At 69.8% G+C, this 23,286-nt stretch carries 15 protein-coding genes; 8 read left to right on the top strand and 7 right to left on the bottom strand.

Features of this window, described 5'->3' with window-relative positions:
* The first annotated feature begins 111 nt into the window (after positions 1-111).
* The 5 genes from ACFY3V_RS01065 to ACFY3V_RS01045 all read left to right on the top strand — a co-directional run bounded on the left by ACFY3V_RS01065 (position 112) and on the right by ACFY3V_RS01045 (position 8,631).
* A complete protein-coding gene (locus tag ACFY3V_RS01065; RefSeq protein WP_362895285.1) occupies positions 112-519 on the top strand; it encodes an acyl carrier protein in 408 nt (135 codons plus the stop codon).
* Positions 516-5,447 carry an amino acid adenylation domain-containing protein gene (locus ACFY3V_RS01060; RefSeq protein WP_389768772.1) on the top strand — a complete coding sequence of 1,644 codons (4,932 nt, stop codon included), beginning with the start codon at positions 516-518 and terminating at the stop codon, positions 5,445-5,447. The genes ACFY3V_RS01065 and ACFY3V_RS01060 overlap by 4 nt, the downstream gene beginning before the upstream one ends.
* Positions 5,448-5,532: 85 nt before the next feature.
* The gene (locus tag ACFY3V_RS01055; RefSeq protein ID WP_389768769.1) at positions 5,533-6,444 is read left to right on the top strand and encodes a thioesterase II family protein; all 912 of its coding nucleotides are present in this window, start codon (positions 5,533-5,535) and stop codon (positions 6,442-6,444) included.
* A complete protein-coding gene (locus ACFY3V_RS01050; protein WP_362895279.1) occupies positions 6,423-7,460 on the top strand; it encodes an LLM class F420-dependent oxidoreductase in 1,038 nt (345 codons plus the stop codon). Before ACFY3V_RS01055 ends, ACFY3V_RS01050 begins: the two co-directional genes overlap by 22 nt.
* Positions 7,461-7,761: 301 nt before the next feature.
* Positions 7,762-8,631, top strand: coding sequence for a DUF3037 domain-containing protein (locus tag ACFY3V_RS01045; RefSeq protein ID WP_389768766.1), 870 nt, complete (start codon positions 7,762-7,764; stop codon positions 8,629-8,631).
* Between the two features lie 247 nt (positions 8,632-8,878).
* On the opposite strand, the gene ACFY3V_RS01040 is transcribed toward ACFY3V_RS01045, so the two are convergent.
* The 6 genes from ACFY3V_RS01040 to ACFY3V_RS01015 form a co-directional block, all read right to left on the bottom strand.
* Positions 8,879-9,964, bottom strand: a complete 1,086-nt coding sequence (locus ACFY3V_RS01040) for an MBL fold metallo-hydrolase (protein WP_389768763.1) — start codon at positions 9,962-9,964, stop codon at positions 8,879-8,881.
* Between the two features lie 92 nt (positions 9,965-10,056).
* Positions 10,057-10,938, bottom strand: a complete 882-nt coding sequence (locus tag ACFY3V_RS01035; RefSeq protein ID WP_389768760.1) for a glycosyltransferase family 2 protein — start codon at positions 10,936-10,938, stop codon at positions 10,057-10,059.
* A gap of 161 nt (positions 10,939-11,099) precedes the next feature.
* A complete protein-coding gene (locus tag ACFY3V_RS01030; protein WP_389768757.1) occupies positions 11,100-12,257 on the bottom strand; it encodes a DegT/DnrJ/EryC1/StrS family aminotransferase in 1,158 nt (385 codons plus the stop codon).
* On the bottom strand, positions 12,254-13,315 hold the full coding sequence (locus tag ACFY3V_RS01025; protein ID WP_389768754.1) for an NAD-dependent epimerase/dehydratase family protein: 1,062 nt from the start codon (positions 13,313-13,315) through the stop codon (positions 12,254-12,256). The genes ACFY3V_RS01030 and ACFY3V_RS01025 overlap by 4 nt, the downstream gene beginning before the upstream one ends.
* 96 nt (positions 13,316-13,411) lie before the next feature.
* Entirely contained in the window at positions 13,412-14,728 is a 1,317-nt protein-coding gene (locus tag ACFY3V_RS01020) for a hypothetical protein (RefSeq protein ID WP_389768751.1), read from the bottom strand.
* A 7-nt stretch (positions 14,729-14,735) separates the two neighbouring features.
* Positions 14,736-15,413, bottom strand: coding sequence for a hypothetical protein (locus tag ACFY3V_RS01015; RefSeq protein WP_389768748.1), 678 nt, complete (start codon positions 15,411-15,413; stop codon positions 14,736-14,738).
* Here ACFY3V_RS01015 and ACFY3V_RS01010 point away from each other — a divergent pair.
* Positions 15,412-15,582 (top strand): hypothetical protein, encoded by a 171-nt coding sequence (locus ACFY3V_RS01010; RefSeq protein WP_389768745.1) that lies wholly within the window; start codon positions 15,412-15,414, stop codon positions 15,580-15,582. The two genes, ACFY3V_RS01015 and ACFY3V_RS01010, sit on opposite strands and share 2 nt — an antisense overlap.
* A gap of 68 nt (positions 15,583-15,650) precedes the next feature.
* On the opposite strand, the gene ACFY3V_RS01005 is transcribed toward ACFY3V_RS01010, so the two are convergent.
* Positions 15,651-16,697, bottom strand: coding sequence for an NAD-dependent epimerase/dehydratase family protein (locus ACFY3V_RS01005; RefSeq protein WP_389768742.1), 1,047 nt, complete (start codon positions 16,695-16,697; stop codon positions 15,651-15,653).
* Positions 16,698-16,909: 212 nt separating this feature from the next.
* Here ACFY3V_RS01005 and ACFY3V_RS01000 point away from each other — a divergent pair, with 212 nt between their 5' ends.
* Positions 16,910-18,289 carry a hypothetical protein gene (locus ACFY3V_RS01000; protein WP_389768739.1) on the top strand — a complete coding sequence of 460 codons (1,380 nt, stop codon included), beginning with the start codon at positions 16,910-16,912 and terminating at the stop codon, positions 18,287-18,289.
* Positions 18,290-18,726: 437 nt separating this feature from the next.
* Positions 18,727-23,277, top strand: a complete 4,551-nt coding sequence (locus tag ACFY3V_RS00995) for a molybdopterin-dependent oxidoreductase (protein ID WP_389768736.1) — start codon at positions 18,727-18,729, stop codon at positions 23,275-23,277.
* The last annotated feature ends 9 nt before the right edge of the window (positions 23,278-23,286 follow it).

Genomic DNA, 23,286 nt, shown 5'->3' with positions numbered 1-23,286 from the left:
AGCCGAAAAATACGCTCTTGTCGTGTCCGAATAGGTGTCAGAAGATCGGTGCACGGCATGCCCGAAAAGGGGCTGCCCGGTGAACCAGACAAATTTCACGAAAGGCGCCGGATGATCCAGGGCAGTCGGCCGGTGGGAGCGGAGCGGCAACACGAGGAGGACGAGGGGCGGCCTCCAGGCCAACCGGGTCGCCCGGGGCAGCGGGTGTCGGCCGCCGACACGGTCGCGGGAATGATCGAGGCCCGCCTGGGCCGGACGGTCGACCCCGACGAGAACTTCTTCGAAGCCGGGCTCAACTCGATGGCGCTGGTCGAGCTGCACGCGGACATCACCGGGGCGCTCGGTATCGACATCCCGGTCACCGCGATGTTCGCCCGGCCGAACGTACGGGCGCTCAGCCGCCTCGTCGCGGGCGCGCAGGAACCCGTCAGGAGCGAACCCGCGCGCCCGCGCCCCACGGGAGGCAGCCGCAGGGATGTGCGCGCCCGTATCCGCAGGGACGGCGGGTCGTCTCGGTGACGAGGACCGCGCCGATCGCGGTGATCGGTATGGGCCCGCGTGCCCCGCTCTCTCCCGGTCCCGTCCCGATCGAGGTCGTCGAGGCCACGATGGAGAACGCCGGACACGACCCCGCGCGCCCACCGGGCGTGCTCGCCGTCCACGACACGGCCGAGGCCGCCTGCCTCGCCCTCGCCCTGGGGATCTGCGACCTCGCGATCACCGTCTCGGGGCCGAGCCTCGGCGCCGTCGCGGAACGGGGAACCGCGATCGCGCTCAGGCGCCTGGACGACGCCCTCCTCGACGGCGACCTCGTACGCGCCGTGATCGAGACGACGACCGACCCGGGTGCCGATCCGGCTCTCGACGTGGTCGCCGACATGGCGACCACCCCGGTGACCGACCGGGTCGCCGACACAGCGACCGTCTCGGTGACCGACCGGGGCGTTGGCACAGCGACCGGCCCGATGACCGCTTCCCGGCCCGGCACCGGTCCCGCCCGCAGCGGGCCCGGCGGCCGATCGCCGACAGGCGGACCGACCGCGCGTCCGCGTGATCCGTTGACGGTGAAGGACGGCTTCCCGCCGGTCCACCTCCCCGCGGACCACCGGCCCCGCGTCGTCGCCTGGTCGGGACGGCACCGACAGGAGGCCGACGCCGTACGGGAAGGCCTGGCGGGATTCTTCGCCACCCTCGCCCCCGACCGGTTCGCCGACGCCGTGGCCGTCCTCCAGCGGGGCCGCACCCCGCATCCCGTACGGGGCGCGATCGTCGCGACCACCCCCGCCGAGGCGTCCGCCGCCCTCGCCGCCGCGCGGACGGCCTCTGCCGAGGAAACGGCCGGGCATGAGCCGCCTTCCCGCGACGCGGCCTGGACGGGTGTGCGGTTCGTCTTCCCCGCCGGCGGCGCCGGTCGGCTGGGGGCCTCGCTGTACGGGGTCGAGCGGCTGTTCAGCGAGACGATGGACATCTGCCTGGAGGCTTTCGAGCGGCACGGCGTCGACTTCTGCGACGCCTGGCTCGCCGGGGAGCGCGACGACGACCCGGTGACGTTCGCGGTCACCTACTCCCTGGCGGCCACCCTGACCGGCTGGGGTGTCACCCCCGGAGGGTGCACGGGGGAGGGGGTCGGAGAACTCACCGCCGCCGCCTTCTCGGGAACGCTCGAACTGGACGAGGCGATCGCCCGGGTGGCCGCCGCCGACGCGGCGCCGGAGCGGGTGCCGGGACACGCCTTCCACGAGGTGGAGGCCCGTCGCGGGACGGTCGCGGGGCAGGACCCCTCGTCCGAGGCGGGAGCGGGACCGAAGGCCGGTGGCGCACGAGGCGCGCCGTCCCTCCTGCTCGGTGCGGCGGGGACGGGGACGGCAGGGACGGCGGGAATATCGCCGGGCGAGGAGACGATCCGTTGCGGGGACGACCGCCGGGGTCTGCTCACGGCGCTCGCGCGGCTGTGGACGCTCGGCTGTCCGGTGGACTGGGTCGCGCTCGACCCCGACCACCCTCTGCAGCGACTGCCCGTCCCCGGCGGGCACCGCCCCGCCGAGGTGACGCCCGTTCCCGTACCGGCTCCCGAAGTGCGGGAACGCGGGAATGCGTCGCCGGCTCCCGAGGCGCGGGAACGCGAGAGCGCGTCACGGCTCCCCGAGGGCCTGCCGGAGCCCGCGGAGCCACTGCGCAGGCCCGAGGCGGTCCCGTACTCGTTCTGGGTGCTGGAGCAGCTCGCCGGGTCGAGCGGGGTGTCCAACCTGGCGGTGGCGTTCAGGACCCGGCAGCCGCTGCGCAGGCTCCCGCTGCAGATCGCGGTGAACCGCCTGCTCAAGCGGCACCCGGCGCTGCGCCTGCGGTTTCCCGAGGTGGACGGCGCGCCCGTACGGCACCTCACCGCCCCGAAGGACGCGCAGATCAAGCTGGTGAACGGCGAGACCACGCCGGAGACGCTCGTCGCCGACCTGCAGAGGTTCCTGGACGAACCCTTCGACCTGGGCCGTGACCTGCTCTTTCGGGCCGGGCACTTCGCGCTGCCCGACGGCGGCGGGAGCGTGGTCTGCCTGGTCGCGCACCACATCGTGATCGACGCCACCTCGATGCAGTTCCTCGTCGAGGAACTGGGCGGTTTCTACGACGCGCAGACGAGCCAGGAGCCGCTCCCCGCCGCGCTCGCGGGCACCGCGCCCATGCTGGAGCCCAAAGCGGCCTCCCGGGAGTCGCTGGACTACTGGCTCGACAGGCTCGGGGACGTCGACCCGGCCGCGATGGTGCTCCCCGGCAGCAGGCCGTCGCCCGCCCGGCCCACCTTCGCCGGGCACACCTGCTCCTGGGAGGTGGACGCGGACACGCGCCGGGCGCTCGACACGCTGCGAACCGGCCTGCGCACCACCGACAACATCGTGCTCGCCGCCGCGTTCATGCTCACCCTGCGCGCGCACGGCGCCGGTCCCGAGCTGGTGGCCGCGATGCCGGTCACCACCAGGACGGCCGCGATGCGCGGACATGTCGGCTACGGCGTCAGCACCCTGCCGATCCGGGTGCGCGCCGATCCGGAGGAGGGGTTCGCGGCCCTGGTCAGACGGGTCGAGGACGTCTTCTTCGAGGGCGTAGAGCACGCGGACGCCTCGGTGGAGGCGGTGCTGGTCGAGCGCGGGCACGGCACCGGCGACTGGAGGGTGCCGCTGTTCCGGCACATGTTCAACTACCGGCCGTGGACCGACGACCAGGTGAGCATCCTGGGCTCCGTCCCCGAGTACGTCGAGGACCTGTTCGACCGCAGCCGCCTGGACCTGCAGTGCATCGCGGTGCAGGAGCCCGGCAGGCTCACGCTCAGGGTCTGGCACAGCACGGAGGTCCACGACGAGGCAGAGATCGCCGCGTTCGTCGCGCGGATGACCGCGCTGCTGCGGCGGGCCGCGAAGGACGCGCACCGGCCCCAGCGGGAGCTGGACTCCCTCTCGGCGGACGACCGGCGACTGCTCGACCGGCTCAACGACACCGCGCGGACCTGGGAAGGACCGGCCACGCTGCTGGAGCGGATCGTCACCCGCACCGGGAGCCTCGAAATCGGCGACGGGCAGGTCGGCCGCGAGCGCGGTGCCGGGGCGGTGATCCGTGACGGTCTGCCCGGGGTCGTTCGCGAGAGCGGTGCCGGGGCGGTGACCCGTGACGGTCTCCCGGAGGTCGTGCGCGGGAGCGATGCCCAGGCGGTCATCGGTGACGGCGATCCGGAGGCCACCCGCGAGCCTCGCACCGTGACGGCGATCCGTGACGGCGACCGAGAGGTCACCTACGGCGAGCTGCTCGACTGGGCGGCCTCCGTGCGGGACACCCTCGTCGCGCACGGCGCGGGCCCCGGCGACATCGTGGCGCTCGGCCTGAGCCGTTCGGCGGAGATGGTCGCCGCCGTGCTCGGCGTCTGGGCGGCCGGAGCCGCCTACCTGCCGCTGGACCCGCACCAGCCCGAGCTGCGCCTGGCCTACCAGGTGGAGGACTGCGGTGCCCGCCTGGTCGTCGCCGACTCCGAGGCTCCCTGGGCGGGGGAGACGCCCGTGCTCCCCATGCCGCAGGCCCTCGCGTCCGGCGCCGAGGCGGATCAGGGGTCGCGAAGACCGCTGGACGCGGCCGAGGTCTCCGCGACGATCTCCGGGGAGTCGATCGCCTACGTGATCTACACCTCGGGGTCCACCGGCAGGCCCAAGGGAGTGGCCGTCACCCACGGCAACCTGGCCAACCTCGTCCTCGACTTCGCCGACCGGCTGGGAGCGGGCGCGGCCGACGCGGTGCTGTGGTCCACCACGACCTCCTTCGACATCTCGGCCCTGGAGCTGATGCTCCCGCTCACCGTCGGCGGCACCCTGGTCGTCGCCTCCGACGACGACCAGCTGCAGCCGCGCAGGTTCCTGGAACTCATCGCGGCACGGGACGTACGCGTCGTGCAGGCCACCCCGACGGCGTGGCGGCTCATCGCCCCCGAGGCGCGCGACGAGCTGGCCGGGCGCGTCGTGCTCTGTGGCGGAGAGCCCATGCCGGCCGCGCTCGCCACGGACCTGCTGGGCCTGGGCTGCCGGTTGTTCAACGTCTACGGGCCGACCGAGACGACCATCTGGTCCACCGCCGCCGAGATCCTCGGCCCCCCGGCCGATCCGGTGCCGATCGGGGTGCCGCTCGCCAACACCCGGATCTTCGTCAGGGACGCCGACGGACGCGAGGCCCCGCCGGGCGTGCCCGGCGAACTGTGCGTGGCGGGCGACGGGGTGAGCGCAGGGTACGTCAACCGTCCTGAGCTGACCGCGGAGCGGTTCGGCGAACATCCCCGCCACGGGCGCTTCTACCGGACAGGGGACATGGCCAGGCTCAGGCACGACGCGACCCTGGAACTCCTCGGCCGCGACGACCGCCAGATCAAGCTGCGCGGACACCGCATCGAGCTGGGCGAGATCGAGGCGGTGCTGCACCACCACGACGCCGTCAAGGTCGCGGCCGTCATCGTCCACGACGAGCGGCTGGTGGCGTTCGTGCAGCCCACGGACCCGCCCGACGGGGAGACCGAGGCCGCGCTGCGGGAGGAGCTGTGGAGGTACGCGGGGACGCGGCTGCCGGACTACGCGGTCCCCTCGGGGATCGTCCTGGCCGGCGAGTTCCCGACGACCGCGAACGGCAAGATCGACTATCGGGGGCTCACCGTCCCCGAGGACGCCTCCCCGTCCGCCCCCCGTGCCCCGGCGAGCTCGGAACTCGCCGAGGGGGTGCTGCGGCTCTGGCGGGAGGCACTGCGCCGCCCGGGACTCGGTGAGCACGACAACTTCTTCCTCAACGGGGGGCACTCGGTGCTCGCCGTACGGCTGATCGCCCCACTGGAGGAGCTCGCGGGCCGGGCGATCAACGTCCGCGCGGTCTTCGACCATCCCACCCCGGCCGAGCTGGCCGCGTTCATCCAGGAAGGGGCGGGTTCGTGACCTCCATCCCCGTCGTACGGCTCCCGGCCTCCTGCGCGGGGCCGGGCTCCCCGGAGTCCGGCGTCTCGGCACCGGAAGGAACGCGATGACCGCGCCGTGGTTCGTACCGGTGGGGGAGCGGCAGGGGGGCCGGATCCGCCTGTACACCTTCCCCAACGCGGGCAGCGGTCCCGCCTCGCTCACCGACCTGGCCGGACGTTTCCCCGACGAGGTCGACGTGTGGTCGGTGAACCTCCCCGGCCGCCAGGCCAGACTGGCGGAACCGCCCGTCGAGGACCTGGACGCGCTGGTCGACGTCCTGGCCCGCGACCTGCTGACGAACGCCCGCGAGCCGTACGCGCTGTTCGGCTACTGCAGCGGCGCGCTGCTGGCCTACCTGGTCTGCCGTCGCCTCACCGAACTCACCCCGGCCTCCGAGCCGTCCGGAACCGTACCCCCAGGGTCATCCGAGACCGTGAGCCCGAAGTCGTCCGGACCCGTACCTCCGGAGTCGTCCGGGCCCGCCGTACGCGCAGAAGGCCCGCCACCGGAGTCCGCCGGACCGGATCCAGCGGCCGAGCCGGGAGGGCGGTGGCCCCAGCGGCTGCTCGTGGGGTCCTTCGCCGCGCCGGACGTCACGCTCCTGCTGCGCAGGCTGCCTGCCCTGCCGTCGTGGCTGTTCTGGGACCAACTGATCGAGCTGGGCGGGGTTCCGGCGGAGGTGGCCGAGCGCGAGGTGCTCAGGCCGATCCTCGAACCCGCACTCCGCGCCGACTTCGGGATGCTCGCCCGATACCGGCACCGGCAGGGGCCGCCGCTGCCCGTACCCGTCACCGTCCTGTACGGCAGCCGCGACGGCTCCATGTCGCGCGGCGGGCTGCTCGGCTGGCGCAGGCAGAGCGTCTTTCGGCCGTCGATGCGCGAGCTCGACGCCTCACACTGGCTGGCGGAGGAGACCCCCGACCTGCTCGCCACCGTCATCGCAGAGGAGATCGGATGCGTCTCGGTTACAGCATGAGCTACTGGGGCGGTGCCGGGCTCGGCCCCGCCGACCACCTCACCCTGGTCCGCGAGGCCGAGAGGCTGGGCTACGAGTCGGTGTGGGCCGCCGAGACCTACGGCACCGACCCCGCGAGCCTGATGGCGTGGATCGCGGGCCGGACCGAACGGATCGCGCTGGGCACGGGCGTGCTGCAGATGTCGGGCCGCAAGCCCACGGTGGCGGCGATGACGGCCGCGACCATCGACCAGATCTCCGGCGGCCGGGCCCGGCTGGGCGTGGGCGTGTCGGGACCGCAGGTCGTGGAGGGCTGGCACGGTGAGCGTTTCGACCGGCCGGTGGCCCGCGCCCGCGACTACCTGTCGGTGCTGCGTCTCGCCCTGGCCGGACGCCCGGTGAGCTACTCGGGCGAGACCGTGACGCTGCCGCTCCCCGGCGGGCAGGGCAAGGAGCTGTCCCTGGGCGTCTCCCCGGTCCAGAAACACCTTCCCGTCTATCTCGGCGCGATGGGCCCGCAGACGACCGCGCTCGCCGGGGAACTGGCCGACGGCTGGCTCGCGATCCACTTCCCGCCCGAGCACCTCGCCGAGCGCACGGCCCAGCTGCGCGCCGGCGCGGCACGGGCGGGCCGCACCCTGGACGGCTTCGACGTCGCCCCGATGATCCTCACCCTCGTCGACGACGACGAGGAACTCGCCTTCGACATGATGCGGCCGATGCTCGCCCTCTATCTGGGCGGCATGGGCTCGCGCCGTACCAACTTCTACAACCGTCTGGCCCGCTCCCTCGGCTTCGAGAAGGAGGCTGAGGCGGTCCAGGAGGCTTTCCTGGGCGGGCGTCAGGGCGAGGCGATGTCGCTGCTCCCCGACGGCCTGGTCGACGCGATGACGATGTGCGGGCCGCCCGGCAAGCTCCGCGAACGGGTCGCCGCCTACCGCGAGGCGGGCGCCACCTCCCTCGTCGTCGGCCTGGTCACCCCGACCCTCCGCCTCCGCCTGGAACAACTGGAACTCGTCGCCGACCTGGTCACCTGACGGTCCCGTCGGATCCGTTGGGATCTTGTGACCTATGGCAAAGGATGCGCCTGCCTCGGCCTGCTTTCCCAGCGGGATGCCGTCATCGATGTAATCGGCTGTTTTGCTGTTTGTGTTGCTTGCCCGAATCGGTGAAATTCTCGACCTGACTTGTCGAAGCCGTTAAAAATGCTGATTTGCCGTGATGTGACTCGCTCTTTTCTGGGGTGAATTCAAAAAGTCGAGGTCATAGGTTTTGGTATGGCAAAATCGGGTGGCGGCCCACCGCTGCTGTCTTATGGGAAGGTGGGGGCGAGTCAAGATGAGCCGTTACCTATATTCGATCATCAGATGTCTTCCCGATCCACGCACAGGCGAGTTTGTCAACTACGGGGCGATAGCCGGAGATCCCGTCACAGGTGACTGGGAGATCCGTCAACTCAGCAAGACTGACCGGATACGCAAGTTCGCGCCCGTCGCCGTGCTGGAGATCGCCGGTAGCTTCATGCTGCAACTTGGTGCGGACATCGACGCGCATCGTGCGCTCATGGAAGAGGGGGGCGAGCCTCTGGGCGAGGAGTGGTTGCAAAGGCTGCACCACGACCATCGCAACGTTGTTCAGCTCAGCCCGCCGACGCCGATCCTGGCTGACAACGCCCGCGAGGCGCTGGAACGCGTGTTCCAACACGTGATCATTGATCCTGTCACCCAACCCCGCCTGGGAGTGACAAAGGACGTCCTCACTCGTCGGTTGCGTGATGTCTACCATCGTGCGGACATCGACGAGTCGTTGATACACCACCGTCCCCATGTGTTCGTCGGCGCTCATGTCAACTACATGGTGGACTTTGCGATCGGGAACGGTCGCGCGGTGCAGTTGACGCAGGCATGGTCGTTCAGGCGATCGAGCTTGGATGGGGTGTCCATGCAGGTCAAGGCGTGGGGATACGCCATAAACAGACTCCGTCAGGGTGATGAGGCCCGGATGATCGACTCGAACAATCAGCGAGTCGGCACAATCGACAGGAACGTGGACCTGCAGGTGGTCATCGCTCCCCCTGAGACATCGGCGCAGGAACATGTCTTTGAGGAAGCTCAGGAAATTTTCGCCAGCTTGTCTGCCCAGGTTCATTCCTTCGATGACACCGAAGCCGTAGGTGCTTGCGCGGAGAGGCTCATGAAACGCCTGTAGACAACCGCTGCTCTGAGATAGTTGAATACCGAGGCATACCGCCGGACGTCTGCGGCATTCTCTGGGGCAGGCGAGTGGCGATCGAACGAGTACGCGATAAGCCGGTGGGCTTCGTTGACGAGTGGATCGCTCTCGCGGGAAACTCGGCAGACCGTAGCCGGGTAAGCTCGCGCTTGACCTGTCCGGACGTGAGCAGGAGAAGATCCTCTCGCAATTCCATAATGATGGCGGCTGCGCGACAACCCGCTCAGAGGCACGCCTGGTTCCGGAGGTAGTCGGCGACGCCAAATGCCGCGTCGCTGCTCAGAACGACTCCGTAGTCGACGATCTCCTCGTCGGCCAGGACCAGGCGCAGGCCGTTGGCTGAGGGCAGCACGCGCGTGGGGAGGTTACTTCGGTCGAGTTGCCTTTGCAGTAACACCGCTTGGGCGATGCGGTAGTCGGTGGCGGAGTAGGCGATGTCGTAGTGCTGAATGAGCACGTGACGAGGGCGCAGGGTCGCGGCGATGACGGGCACATCCCGCGTTTCCAGATGGCATGCTTCGGCTCGGCCCGGCACCTGGTCGATGTTGGAGGCGTCCGCGTGGGCGATCACCATGATCGGCGCTGGGCAGATCGCGGCCACGTGCCCTAGTAACGCCTCGGTGAGGTTGGTGTCGGAGGTGTACCAGATGTGCCCGACGATGCTCTCGTAGATCAGGCCGATCGCGCTGCGGCTGCGTCCGGCCTCCTCGGTGTGCACCGCCGGTACCGCGTGGAGCGTCACATCCCCGACCGTGATCGACCTCTGGCCGGGGCCGTCTGTCTCGGGGTGCGCGAGCGTGACCAACTCGGCCAGTCCACCATCACCCGCGTGATACGGGGAGAACGCGGCGAACCTTGCTGCGGCTGTCGGGTTGGCCAGCAGCAGTTTGCGGCCGCCGGTGGAGTAGCTGACCATCCCTTCCAAACAGGGGATCACGTCAGCGTAATGGTCGGGATGCAGGTGAGTGACGGCGACGGCGTCCAGCTCCGACCAGCGAAACAGCCCTTGTTCGATCAGCTGCAGTAGCATGCTCAGCGCGGCCGGGCCGGGGTCGACGAGCACAGTGGTGGTCGCGGTACGGATCAGGTGGCCGCCGGCGCCACCGGCGAGCATCCCATACCGGCACCCCAGCGCTCCCAGCAACAGCACCTCGCAGGTGCCGGACGTCGTCGACTGGGCCGGTGGCTGTGGTCTGGCGCTCGCGGGGTGGTGCAGGGCGATGTCCGCTGCGTCGGCCGCCGCCAGGATCGCGATCAGGTCCTCGTCCCGAGCCGCATACAGGCGCGCGAAGTCGGATGTGCTGCTCATGGGTCTCCTGGCGTCTTGGGGTCATTCAGGCCCTGACGGTGGTGATACCCGCCGCAGGCCTCAGGTGACTCATCACGGCCGGGGGCGGATGTTCAGACGATCGGGGGGCGGCCGGCGCGGGCCAGGCGCAGCACGGTGGTCCAGGACATCGGCTGGCGCCGCCCGTGCCCGCCCTTGAGTCCTTCCCACAGGCCGGTGCCCCAGATGGCGAGGTTTGTACACGACCGGATCCGGACGAGGCTGAGCAATGTCCAGACCGTCAGGTAGACGGGGATGAGGAGGGCGGGCAGGCGCCGGTAAGCGAGCCAGACGCGGTTGCGGGCGACGAGGCGGTAGTAGCCGGCGTGGCGGGCGGGGTTGGTGGCGGGGTGGTGGATGACGATGTCGGGCGCGTACCAGCCGGTGCGGCCCAGGTCCCACAGTCGCCACGACAGGTCGATGCCTTCGTGGAAGAGGAAGAAATGGCCGGGCCAGCCGCCGGCCTGTTCGTAGTCGGCGCGGCGTACGAGGACGACACCTTCGGCCATGACAGTGATGACGCCGGGCCGGGTGGCGTCGCCGGCGCGTAGTCGGGGCACCCAGCGGCGCAGGGTGACGCCGGTGTCGGGGTCGGCGATGCGCGGCTGGATGTAGGCGGCGTCGGGGTGGGATCGGGCTTCGGCGACGAGCCGAGCCAGGATGTCGGGGGTGGGAAGGACGGCGTCGTTGTCGAGGAAGAACACGAACTCGCCGCCCGGATCGGCCAGGGCGTCGGCGCCGACGTTGCGGCCCTCGGGGATGCCCACGTTGACGGGCAGGGTGACGGAGTGAGCGTCGGCGGGCACGTGGTCGGGTTCGACGCCGTTGCCCACGATGACCACCCGCAGTTCGACGTCCTGCTGGGTGAGGAGGGACGCCAGCGCCCGTCGGCACTCGGCGGGACGATCGTTCATCGTGAGGACCACCACATCGACGGTGGTCTGCAGGCTGGTCATCACGTCTCCCGGCCGGTGAGCGCTCTGCGCGACCTGTTGAGGGATGGGCGAGGTAGCGGTTCTTCTGCGGTTCACCCTAGCGTCGCCGTGTTTTAACGTCAGTCACATGAACATCGGGTGTGGCGCCCGCCCGCGAACTGCGCAGGCGGACGCCTGCCGGGCTAGCGATGCCAGAGAGCGTGAAGGGCGGCGATGACCCGGTTTACGTCCTGGGACGTCATGCTGGGGTAACAGGGCAGGGAGAGCTGCCGCGCTGCGACGATTTCGGTGACGATCAGCGGGTGTGTGGCGGTGCCGCGGTAGAACTGCAGGGAGTGGACAGGTGTGAAGTGCTTGCTGGTCGCGATCCTGTGGTCGGCCAGCAGGCGCTGGGCGGCTTCGTCGCGGGTGAGCGGCGAGTTGCTCGTGTCAATGAAGATCGAGTAGAGGAACCAGCCGGGCTGTACCCCGGGTAGGACAGTCGGCGTCGCCAGACCCGGCAGGCCGGTCAGGGCCCGGGTGTAGGCGTCGGCGATGTCGGCGCGGCGAGCAGTGAAGGCGGGCAGCTTACGGAACTGCTGAACGCCGATGGCTGCGGTGACGTCGGACATCACGTACTTCAGGCCGGGGGCGACCACCTCGTAGTCGGCTGTGCTGCGGGTGCCGTGTCGCTGCCACACCGACGAGTCGATGCCGTGCCGACCCAGCAGACGGGCCTTCTGGACGAGTTCGCCCAAGCCGACCAGCATGCCGCCCTCCCCGGTGGTCATCACCTTGTTGGCGTAGAAGCTGAAGACTGCCAGGTCACCGACACTGCCAGCGCGCTGCCCGTCGCGGCTGGCGTGCAGGGCGTGGGCGGCGTCTTCGATCAGCAGGAGTCCGTGATCGTCGGCCAGCTTGCGGAACGCGCGCAGATCGCAGGGATGCCCGCCGTAGTGCATGACCACGATCGCTTTCGTGCGGTCGGTGATGGCGGCTTCGGCGGCCTGCGGGTCGATGTTGAACGTGGCCCGTTCAACATCGACGAACACGGGGCGAGCCCTGACCTGCCGGAGTGCGTTCGGAGCGGAGCAGAAGGTGAGGCTCGGGGTGATCACTTCGTCGCCGTCGCCGATGCCGGCGGCGAGGAAGGCGAGGTGGAGGGCTGCGGTGCATGACGACACCGCAAAGGCGTCCTCAACGCCGAGCGCGTCCCGTACCTCCCGCTCGAACCTGGTCGCTTTGGGGCCGTGGGTCAGCCACCCCGAACGGAGGGTGTCGATGACTTCGGCGATCTCCTCCTCGCCGATCGATGGACGGTTCCACGGCAGCAGCAACGGCGCTTCAACGGGGTGGATCATCGTGAGCTCCAACCGGCGGTCGCGTACTCGCCATACAGGCGTTCACATTCGGCCGACCGCAGCACGCCGATGTGCCCGGCCTCGCGGGAGGCCACCAGGCCCTTGAAGTTGTCGTACTCGGGCAGGTCAGGGTCGCCCACCTCCTTGGTAGCCACCGCTGCGGCGACTTCGTTCACGCCCTCACGCAGCCGGATACCGCACACGCCGGGAAACGCGGCCGCGAGCCGGGCGAAGGACGTCCGGTAGTCGCGGGCGTCTGCCTCGTCCCGCTCGGGGCCGCGGTCGATCCGTGAGCCGGGCATCGCCTCTTCGACGGTTTCGGCGATCTCGGCAATGGTGAAGTTCTCGCGGTCGGAGCCGACGTTGAAGGTTCGCTGCCCGGCGGGGGTGTCGAGCGTGGCGGCGAGCACCTGGGCGACGTCGGCGACATGCACCAGGGGGCGCCGCTGCGAGCCGCCGTTGAGCGGGATACGGCCGGTTGCGACAGCTTGGGCGGTCATGCGATTGACGACCGAGTCCAGGCGCTGACGCGGGGAGCGTCCAAACGCGGTCGCCAGCCGCAGCACCGTCAGGTCGGCGCGGCCCTCCAGCAGGGAGGCCAGCCGCTGTTCGGCCAGGACTTTGGTGCGGGCGTAGATCCCCAACGGGTTCGGGGCAGTGTCTTCGTCGACGGTGCCCTCACGGCTGCCGTAGGCGCTGCAGGAGGAGAAGAACACGTAATGGGGGACACCGACAGCAACAGCGATCTTCGCGGCGATGACGGGGGAGGCGTAGTTGAGTTCGACGGCCAGCCGTTCGTCGACGGCGCAGGCCGGTTCGCCGACCAGGCCACCGAGATGCACGACCGCATCGGCGTCGGTCATCGCGTGGCGCAACGCCGAAGGGTCGCGCAGGTCGGCGTGAACGAAGGATGTGACGGTGGGCATCAGTCGCTGCGGGTCGTCGTCGCGGTGGTAGATCAGGCCGTCGACCGCGGTGACGTGGTGGCCGAGTCCTGTCAGATAGGGGGTGGCGACGGTACCGAGGTAGCCGGCGCCACCGAGCAGGACGATACGCAAAGGAGAATCCTTCCCGATAAGGGGTGGGTGAAGGTGTGCAGGTACGGGCGGCTGCCGGTGTGGCGGCGGCCCGGCGCAGAGAGGCGGCGATGCTGGTCAGTGGCCGCGAGGGAAAGCAGCTCTGCCGAGGGCGGTGATGCGCAGGTCGGTGAGACGAGGCACGAAGATCACGTCGAGTTGTTCCACCGGGTGGAGCAGGCCCCGCTCGCACGTTTCGGCTTCCCACACCGTGCAGCCGGCCACCGCCGGCGACGCCGGATTGACACCGATCTCTCCTTTCGGCAGCGTTCCGTTGAACGGGGTGGGGATCTTGTGGGTGTTCCAGTAGTCGTACACCTCCAGGGCTTTGGCCTGCTCGAAGACGGGAAACAGCTGCGGGTAGCGCGGGAGGCGTCTCGTCTCACGGAAGACGAGCTGGCCGAGCAGGCCAGGTGCGATCGCGACGAGCCTGTCGAAGTCGCAGTCTCGAAAGGTGACCGACGCCGCGTCCTGGGAGGGGGCGAGGGCCAGGCAGGCGAACAGGTGCGGCAGGCGACGCCGGACGTAGTCGGCCGAGCCCGGCGCTAAGCCGGGTTCGACCTGCCCGACGAGACGCATCAGCTGGTGGTGGTCCGGAGCGAAGAGCGCCAAGTCGAACAGACGGCCCATGCTGGCGACAGCGGAGAACGCCAGCCGTTTACCCAGGCGGTTGTTCATCTCCCCGGACGCCTCGGCGTACTCCTTGGTCTGGGAGGTCGTCGAATGGAGCATCAGATACTCCGACAGCACCTCGAAGTACAGATAGCCCAGAAACGGCAGGTCCTGCACGGCGGCGGCGAGACGGTCGATGAACTCGACGTGCAGGGTGCGACTGCCGCAGGCGTTGGCCAACAGCACGTCGAGGAACCCGGCCACCGCGTGGACCCGTTCCACCACTGTCCGGCGAAGCTGGGCGTTTTCGGCGTCGGTGAGGAAAGCACGGCGGTTGAGGTAGGTGCGCAGGTGGATACCGCCCAGCCGCAGATAGTCGAGCCCTTTGGCGGGCACCGGCCCATCGGGGGTGACCTCGATGATCATGGATCGGGTGTTGTGTTTCGTTTCCAGCAGGTAGGAGCCCAGATTGTGGGGGCGGAAGCCGTTGGGTTCTTGGGTGAGTGGGGCGCAGTACAACGCCCCCACTAGGCAGCCGGCCGACGCGTGCAGCTGCCCGCTGGAGCGGATCGCGTCCAGCGCCGTGGTGATGTGCATCAGGTGGATCGGCTGCCCACTGGTCAGCGTCTGCAGCATCGCGTTTCTGCGCAGCAGCCAGCCATTGGGGGTGTCGAGGTGGAGACGACGCCAGTCGGCTTCGCTGTCGGTGAGCCCAGTCGGGCTGGGCCGCGTGGCTGGGTTGGTGTAGTCGGTATGGGCGTTATCCCATTCAGCGTTGTGCATGGCGGTTCTACCGTCCGTTGCTGAGGGTGTGCAGGGCGTGGGTGAGTGCTTCGTGGTGGGTGGCGCCGTCGAGCCGGGCCTGTTCACTTCGGGCCATCAGGTCGCAGGCGATTGGAGGCAGCCAGCTAGGGATGACGATCCGCAGGTGCGAGGGGTCGGGCCACCAGCGTTGGAGCGGCAGCCGGTAGCGGTCCAGGCAGTCGGCGACCTTCAGCAGGTCGACGAGCAGCCGCGCCTGCTGGTAGGCGCGGACCTCCACTGGAGTGAACGCGCTGTAGGGGATGTTGTGCAGACCGATAGCTGTGCCCGCCCGCGCTGCGGTGTGGGCGGGCACAGGGAGGCCGAATACGGTCGTTACGGTACTGCTGTTGCGGGTGAACCAGTCGGCGGCCCGCTTGCCGTGCTCGGGGTCGTCGCGGTCGTCGCGGCGTCGGCAGTCGTGCACTGCGGCGGCTGTGCACAACGCTGCGGTGTCGTCGCGGTTCAGGCCGTGCTCATGGGCGAGCAGTGACGCGAGGACGCAGACGCGGGCGCCATGTCGGATGCCGTGGATGGAGTCGGTGAGCAGCGGGTTCGCGAACCAGACGGCCTCCGGCATCAGCAGAAGCGGCTGGTGCGGCAGGGCGGGGGCAGCTCCTACGGTGGGCCGGTTGCGGATGATCCAGTTGAGGGTGTCCTGGTCCATGATCTGGTGGGCTGGCAAGAGGCGCTGTTCGGCGAGTTCCCTGAGCGATGCGCTGTTCGGCGCTTGCGAGGTCATGGTCCTCTCCCGAAAATCGGTGATGGTCAAGCAGCAGGTGCTGCAGCTGGTGGTATTCGGCGACGCCGTGGCGGCCGAGGACGCTCAGACCTGATGCGTGGTCGAGGCCAGTGGGCCCGCGCGGACTGCTGCTCGGCGGGGCCCGATGGTGGCGAAGTGCCGTCAAGCGGCGGCCGTGACCGCACTGGTCTTCAGCCATGGCGGGATCGCTTCCGGGGTGGCCCGCAGCCACTGCACGTACCGGTCGATGCCGTCGTTGACGGTGATGCGCGGCTGCCAGCCGAGGAGGGCCCGGCTACGGGCGGTCGAGGCGTAGGCGCCCAGCGGGTCGCCCAACGGGCGGGGCGCGTCGACCAGTCGCGCCGACGGGTAGTGGGCGGCGATGCGTTCGGCGATCTGACGTACCGATGTCGCGATGCCAGTGCCGACGTTGATGGTTTGGCCGGCGGCCCCGTCGGTGAGCAGTGCCAACACGGTGGCGCGGGCGATGTCCTCCACATGCACCATGTCCCGCACCTGGTGCCCGCCACCGTTCAACCGCAGCGGCAGGCCCAGGTGGGCGGACATGGCCAGCCAGGCGACCATCCAGGAGTGCGAGCCGGGCTTGGGCACCTGCGGGTCGCCGTAGACACTGAAGTAGCGCAGCACGGTGTACTCGGTGTAGCTGCCGCTGAGCATCAGCTGAACCTGATGCTCAGCCCACAGCTTGGAGTTGGCGTACACCGAGATCGGCCATGCGGGCCGCTCCTCGGTGAACTCGGTGGCGCTCTCGGTTCCGGCGGAGCCGTCGCCGTAAACCGAGGCCGAAGAGATGAACACCAGCCTCCTCACCGAGGGGGCGTTCAGGACCTCTTGCAGGACGGTCTGCGTGCCGTGAACGTTCGCGGCGAAAGCGGTGGCCGGCTCTCTTGTGCAGGCGGCCACATCGGCGTAGGCGGCGGCGTGGATCACGTAATCGGCGCTGCTGACCAGCGCTCGGACGGTGGCGGCTTCGCGGACGTCACCCAGGACGATTTTCGTCCCCTCATTCAGGCCGAAAAGGTCACGGACCGGATGGGGATAGGCATCCATGTTGTCCAGCACCACCGGGTCGGCGCCGACGGCGGCGAGCAGTCGCACGATGCGGCTGCCGACGAGCCCCGCGCCGCCGGTGACGAGCACACGAGCACCGTTGAGGTAGTCCAGGTAAGGGTGAAGGTCAGCGAACACGTCTTGATCAGGCAGGGGAGTATCCACGGCATGGAACCCTTCGGACGAGGGATTGAGCACCGCGCAGATGAAGGACGCCGGTTTGTTTTGGGCGTCCCACAACTTCGGTGCGGCTAAAGAATCCGCTGCGGACCAGGTCCCAGGCCAGTACTTTGGGGGTCGCGGAAGGTAGCGAAAACCTCATCCTGAGTCACGAAGACTGTGGGGAAGCGATGGCCGGAAACACCGTGAACTCTCAACTGCAGGCGTGGGTCGACGCCAGCGGCTTGTCCCTCGGAGAGATCAGCCGCAGGGTTGGTGCCCTGGCCAGGGACCGCGGACACCGCCAGATCGCCCCGGACACCACGCGGGTGCGGCGGTGGCTGAACGGGGAGCAGCCCCGCCCGCCTGTGCCCGAGTTACTGGCGCAGGTGCTCTCCGAGGAACTGCGCAGGTCCTTGACACCCAGTGACCTGGGTCTTAGGGCCACCGCTTTGCCACTGGATACCATCGAATTGCCGCTGCTGCGAGAATCCGCTGCGGAGACCTTGGTCGGATGGACTCGGATGGACCTGCTGATGCCCGATCGCCGCGAAGTCCTCAACCTCATCGTCGGTACCCCGCTGGTCGCCGGCACCGCGCACCTGCTTGAGACGGTCGGCCGTCCGCTCAGCCGCCGCCAGGCTGGTTTCAGCACCGACACCGTCGCCGCTCTGGAGGAAGTCACCGCTGCCTTCGCGCGGCTGGAATCGGCGCACGGCGGCGCCCTGTGTCGCTCTGCGATCGTCGGCCAGCTCGCGGAGGTCATGCGCCGTATCCAAGACGGCGTCCCGGACAGTCTTCGCATCCGTGTCTTCGCCACCACAGCCGACCTGGCCGCGCTTGCCGGATGGACCAGCCACGACGCCGGCCGCTATGGCGCCGCGCAGCGGTACTGGTCATATGCCCTCTACGCCGCCGGCGAGGCCGGGGTACCCGGTCGCGGAGCGGAGATCGTCACCCGCATGTCACACCAGATGATCTATCTGGGGCGGTTGCATGACGCGCTCGCGCTGCTTGACCTCGCAGCGGTCCGCGCGCGACGCGACGGCCAGGTGGCGGTGCAGGCGCTCGTGCAATCCCAGACCGGTCGCGTCCACGCGGGCCTCGGCCGGCCCGGCGAAGCCGCCCGTCATCTCGGTTACGCTGACGAACTTCTCACTCAGATCACGGACAGTCCCGAATGGGTCGCCTACTTCGATGACGCCGAGCATGCAGGTGCCCGAGCCGTCAGCGCCCGCGATCTCACTCATCTCGGCCACCGTGGGCACCCGGCCAGCCCTCACTTCGAAGCCGCGCTGCGGCTCCGCAAACCAGGGTTCGACCGGGTACAGACGATGGACCTGATCGGCTTGGCAGCCGCACTCCTCGACGAGAGTGACCTTGACCGGGCCGCAGCCGCCGGCCGCCAGGCCCTGGAGAGCGCCGGCCTGCAGTCGGCCCTTGTAGCGGCCAGGCTCAACACCCTGTTGTCCGCTGCGGACGGGCACCACGCGGCCGAGATCGTTGAACTCCGCGCTCAGGCTGCGGACTTCGCGGCCCGCGCGTCGGTCACTTCGCAGGTCGCTGCCTGACCGGAGGCTTCCTGCTCGTCGAATCGGTGCGGTCACCGAGGTCTGGATGACGGCGGGGATCCCGGTGGAACGAGTGACATTCAAAAACATGGGCCCGTCCCTGATGGTGATCGGCTGCGTCGGCTCCGTGCCGACGCTTACCGGATCTCTCGGTCCGCCCCACATTCGCGAAGAGGCGATGCCGAACCGTGGATGCTCCGCCCGGTTTCCTTGTCGGTCGACGGGCTCCCTGACGCCCGAATGCACGTCGAGGAGGGCCGCGCGTGGCCGGGGGAGATCGGCGGTGATGTGGATGTAACAGGCGGACGCGGACAGATGTGACATCTACGTAACGCCTGTTTCTTATGTTTCCGTCGTTGGATCCGCCCGATGCGACTTTGGTGTCCCCGCTGTTCGGCGGAGGGCGTCACGGGCCCCTGCTCAGGGAGAAGGGACCTATGGCGGCGTCAGAGAAAGTGAAGACGGTCTGCTCGTACTGCGGTGTCGGCTGCGGGATCGTCCTGGAGGTGGACGGGCGGCGCCGGGTCGTCAAGGCCTCCGGTGACAAGAGCCACCCGGCCAACGCCGGTCGGCTGTGCACCAAGGGGGCGACCACCGCGGACATGCTGGCCGCCCCCGGCCGCCTGGAAAGCGGGCTGATCAGGCCGGATCGGGGCGCCGAGCCCAGGCCGACGAGTGTGGACGCGGCGATCGGCGAGACCGCTCGCGGGCTGCGGCGGATCCTGGACGAGCACGGGCCGGACGCCCTGTCGTTCTACGTGTCCGGTCAGATGACGCTGGAGGCGCAGTATCTGGTCAACAAGCTCGCCAAGGGCTTCGTCGGCACCAACCAGATCGAGTCGAACTCCCGGCTGTGCATGGCCAGCGCGGGCAGCGGCTACAAGCTGTCGCTGGGGTCGGACGGCCCGCCGGGCTCCTATGAGGACTTCGACCGCGCCGACCTGTTCTTCGTGATCGGCGCGAACATGGCCGACTGCCATCCGATCCTGTTCCTGCGGATGATGGAGCGGGTCAAGGCCGGTGCCAAGCTCATCGTGGTCGATCCCCGCCGTACCGCCACCGCCGACAAGGCCGACCTGTTCCTGCGGATCAGGCCGGGCACCGACCTCGCCCTGCTCAACGGGCTGCTCCATCTGCTGGTCGAGGGCGGCCACGTCGACCACGAGTTCGTCGAGCGGCACACCGAGGGATGGGAGGCGATGCCGGACTTCCTGCGGGACTATCCCCCCGAGACGGTCGCCGACCTCACCGGTATCCCCGAGGACGACCTGCGCCGGGCGGCCGAGTGGATCGGCGCGGCGGGGGAGTGGATGAGCTGCTGGACGATGGGGCTCAACCAGAGCACGCACGGCACCTGGAACACCAACGCGCTGTGCAACCTGCACCTCGCCACCGGCGCGATCTGCCGCCCCGGCAGCGGCCCGTTCTCCCTGACCGGTCAGCCCAACGCGATGGGCGGACGCGAGATGGGCTACATGGGGCCGGGCCTGCCGGGCCAGCGCTCGGTGCTGGTGGAGGAGGACCGCCGTTTCACCGAGGAGCTGTGGAATCTGCCGTCCGGCACCCTGCGCACCGAGGTCGGCCAGGGGACCGTGGAGATGTTCTCCCGTATGGCCGAGGGCGAGATCAAGGCGTGCTGGATCATCTGCACCAACCCGGTCGCCAGCGTCGCCAACCGCAGGACCGTCATCGCGGGCCTGGAGGCCGCCGAGTTCGTCGTCACCCAGGACGTCTTCGCCGCCACCGAGACCAACGCCTACGCCGACGTGGTCCTGCCCGCGGCCATGTGGGCCGAGACAGAAGGCGTGATGGTCAACTCCGAGCGGAACCTCACCCTGCTGCGGCAGGCCGTGGAACCTCCGGGACAGGCGCTGCCCGACTGGCAGATCATCGCCCGCGTCGCCTGCGAGATGGGCTTCGAGGACGCCTTCTCCTACACCTGCGCGGAGGAGGTGTTCGAGGAGATCAAGCGGGCGTGGAATCCCAAGACCGGCTACGACCTGCGAGGCGTCACCTACGAGCGGCTGCGCGGGACCCCAGTCCAGTGGCCGAGCGCGCCCGACGGCGGTGAACGCAACCCCGTCCGCTACCTCAACGACGGCACCAGCCAGGCGACGCTGACCCGGCCCGACGGCAGCCGTCCGCGTCTCGCCTTCGCCACCCCGAGCGGCAGGGCCGCCTTCCTGCCCCGACCGCACCTGCCCGCCGCCGAGCTGCCCGACGACGCCTACCCGTTCCTCCTCAACACCGGCAGGCTGCAGCACCAGTGGCACACCCTGACCAAGACGGGAAGGGTCGCCAAGCTCAACAAGCTCAACCCCGGGCCCTTCGTCGAGATCAACCCGCGCGACGCCGCCGAGCAGGGCATCGGCGAGGGCGACCTGGTGGAGATCGCCTCCCGGCGCGGCAGGGCCGTGCTGCCCGCCCGCCTGACCGACCGGGTCATGCCGGGCAACTGCTTCGCGCCGTTCCACTGGAACGACCTGTTCGGCGAGTATCTCAGCGTCAACGCGGTCACCAGCGACGCCGTCGATCCCATCTCGTTCCAGCCCGAGCTCAAGGTGTGCGCGGTCTCCCTCACCAGGATCGCCTCCGAGGCGTCCCCCGTGGCTCCCGAGCACGGGGCCTCCTCGGTTTCCGGGCACGCGGGGAGGGTGGGATCCCCCGCCGTCCCCGAGCACGCCGGGACTGCCGCATTCCCTGGGTTCCCTGCGGTTCCGGGGTACGCGGGGGCGTCAGCGTTCTCAGCGGTCCAGGGACACCCCGGAACCGCGCCGGAGAGTTCCCGGCCCGCCCGGATCGCCGCGCTGGCCGGTCTGCTCGGGGTGGCCGACCTGACGCCGCCGGTGCTCGCCGACCACGAGCGCCGCTACATGGCCGGTTTCCTGTCGGCGCTCGACGGCGCGGCGTTCGCCATGGAGGGAGCGGGGTCCGCTCACGACGGTTCGGCGTCCGCGGGTACGCTCGTGCCGGTCCTGCCGGACCACGCCCCCGTCGATCCCGCCCACGCCCTGTGGATCAACGGGGTGCTGGCCGGGATGTTCTCCCGGACCCTCGCGCCGCCACCCGGGCGAGCGAGCGGCGATCCGGTGCCGCCGACGCGCGACATCGTCGTCCTGTGGGCCTCCCAGACCGGAAACGCCGAGGAGTTCGCCGTCGCCAGCGCCGACAGGCTGACCGGCGCGGGGCGCGCCCCCCGGCTGATCAGCATGGCCGACTGCGCTCCGGACAGCATCCCCCGTGGCGCGGACCTGCTCGTCATCTCCAGCACCTTCGGTGACGGCGAGGCCCCCGACAACGGCGTCGGGTTCTGGGAGGCCCTCATCGGGTCCGGCGCGCCCCGGCTCGACGGCGTGCGCTACGCCGTACTCGCCTTCGGCGACTCCAGCTACGACGACTTCTGCGGTCACGGCCGGCGGCTCGACCAGCGCCTTGAGGAGCTGGGCGCCCAGCGCCTGGCACCCCGGGTGGACTGCGAGCCCGACGACCACTCGCGGGCCCTCGGCTGGCTTGAGCGGTTGCTCACCGCCCTCGCCGAACCTTCAGTCCCCTCCCCGACGACACCTTCCGCCTCCTCCCCGGCGAGTTCGGCGCCCGAGCCCACGCGCGCGGGGCCGGGAACGACGCTCTCACCTTCCGATCCGGCCCTCTCGGGCCACGGATCGACACTTCCGGGACTCGATCCGTCTCCCTCGGATTCCGGTCCGATGCCGGGCTCCGGTCCGATGTCAGGTCCCGGACGCACGTCAGGTCCGGGTCCGATGTCAGCCGCCGGCTCGACGTCGTCCGGGCCTGAGCCGACGTCCCCGGGTCTCGGGGTGACGCCAGCGGAGCCAGGGGCGGTGCCCTCGGGCACCGAGTCGTCGACGGGGTCCGGCAGGGCCGCGCCGTTCGGCGCGCCCCTGGCCGGTAACCGGCTGCTCAGCCTGCCGGGGTCGGCCAAGGAGGTGCGGCGGTTCACCTTCGACACCGGGGGCGAGCTGACCTACCAGGCCGGCGACGCGCTCGGGGTGCTGCCGGTCAACGGCGCCGACCTGGTCGCGGAATGGCTCGCCGTGACCGGCCTCGATCCCACGGACATCGTCGAGATCCCCGACGTCGGCCCCCTCCCGTTCGGTGAGGCCCTGCGGAGCCGACTGGAGATCACCAGGATCACCCCCGGCCTGCTCAGGTTCGTCGCCGACCGTACCCGCGACCGCGATCTCACCCGGTTCCTGCGTCCGGGCAACGGGGGCGAGCTGGCGAAGTGGACGTGGGGCCGCCAGGCCGTCGACGTGGTCGGTGAGCTTCCCGTCCAGGCCACCGCCCAGGAGTGGGCGGACGTACTCAAACGCCTGAAGCCGCGCCTGTACTCCATCTCCTCCAGCCCGCTCGTCGACCCAGACCGGGTGAGCCTGACGGTCTCGGTCGTCCGGTTCGAGAACCCACGGGGTACGGAGCGCAGAGGGGTGTGCTCGTCCTTCCTCGCGGACAGCCCTGAGCACACCCCGGTGCCCGTCTTCGTCCAGCGCAACAGGCACTTCCGTCCTCCCGCGGATCCGGCCGCGTCGATGATAATGATCGGCCCGGGTACGGGCGTCGCGCCCTTTCTCGGTTTCCTGGACGAGCGCCGGGCACTGGGGCACTCCGGCCGCAACTGGCTCTTCTTCGGAGAGCAGCGCCGTTCCACCGACTTCTACTACCGCGACGAACTCGACGCGTCGTACCGCGCCGGGCTGCTCACCCGGCTGGACCTCGCCTTCTCCCGCGACCAGCGCGCCAAGGTCTACGTCCAGGACCGCATGCGCGAGCACGGCGGCCGGCTCTGGTCCTGGCTTCAGGACGGCGCCCACCTGTACGTCTGCGGCGACGCCAGCCGGATGGCCAAGGACGTCGACCGGACCCTGCGCGAGATCGCCGTCACCCACGGCGGCCTCGGCGACGACGAGGCCACCCTCTACGTCAAACAGCTCGCCGCGAGCAGACGCTACGTGCGCGACGTGTACTGAGCCCTCGCC

The sequence above is a fragment of the Streptosporangium sp. NPDC000095 genome, from assembly GCF_042899335.1.
Classification (GTDB): domain Bacteria; phylum Actinomycetota; class Actinomycetes; order Streptosporangiales; family Streptosporangiaceae; genus Streptosporangium.
Note: the sequence above shows the minus strand (reverse complement) of the source record. Positions and strands in the feature narration are given on the sequence as shown.

Coding starts and splice junctions, on each gene's coding strand:
- ACFY3V_RS01035 (WP_389768760.1), bottom strand. CDS start 10,938: ATGACCAGCCTGCAGACCACCGTCGATGTGGTGGTCCTCACGATGAAC.
- ACFY3V_RS01015 (WP_389768748.1), bottom strand. CDS start 15,413: ATGGACCAGGACACCCTCAACTGGATCATCCGCAACCGGCCCACCGTA.
- ACFY3V_RS00995 (WP_389768736.1), top strand. CDS start 18,727: ATGGCGGCGTCAGAGAAAGTGAAGACGGTCTGCTCGTACTGCGGTGTC.
- ACFY3V_RS01000 (WP_389768739.1), top strand. CDS start 16,910: ATGGCCGGAAACACCGTGAACTCTCAACTGCAGGCGTGGGTCGACGCC.
- ACFY3V_RS01045 (WP_389768766.1), top strand. CDS start 7,762: ATGAGCCGTTACCTATATTCGATCATCAGATGTCTTCCCGATCCACGC.
- ACFY3V_RS01020 (WP_389768751.1), bottom strand. CDS start 14,728: ATGCACAACGCTGAATGGGATAACGCCCATACCGACTACACCAACCCA.
- ACFY3V_RS01055 (WP_389768769.1), top strand. CDS start 5,533: ATGACCGCGCCGTGGTTCGTACCGGTGGGGGAGCGGCAGGGGGGCCGG.
- ACFY3V_RS01040 (WP_389768763.1), bottom strand. CDS start 9,964: ATGAGCAGCACATCCGACTTCGCGCGCCTGTATGCGGCTCGGGACGAG.
- ACFY3V_RS01010 (WP_389768745.1), top strand. CDS start 15,412: ATGATCTGGTGGGCTGGCAAGAGGCGCTGTTCGGCGAGTTCCCTGAGC.
- ACFY3V_RS01030 (WP_389768757.1), bottom strand. CDS start 12,257: ATGATCCACCCCGTTGAAGCGCCGTTGCTGCTGCCGTGGAACCGTCCA.
- ACFY3V_RS01050 (WP_362895279.1), top strand. CDS start 6,423: ATGCGTCTCGGTTACAGCATGAGCTACTGGGGCGGTGCCGGGCTCGGC.
- ACFY3V_RS01065 (WP_362895285.1), top strand. CDS start 112: ATGATCCAGGGCAGTCGGCCGGTGGGAGCGGAGCGGCAACACGAGGAG.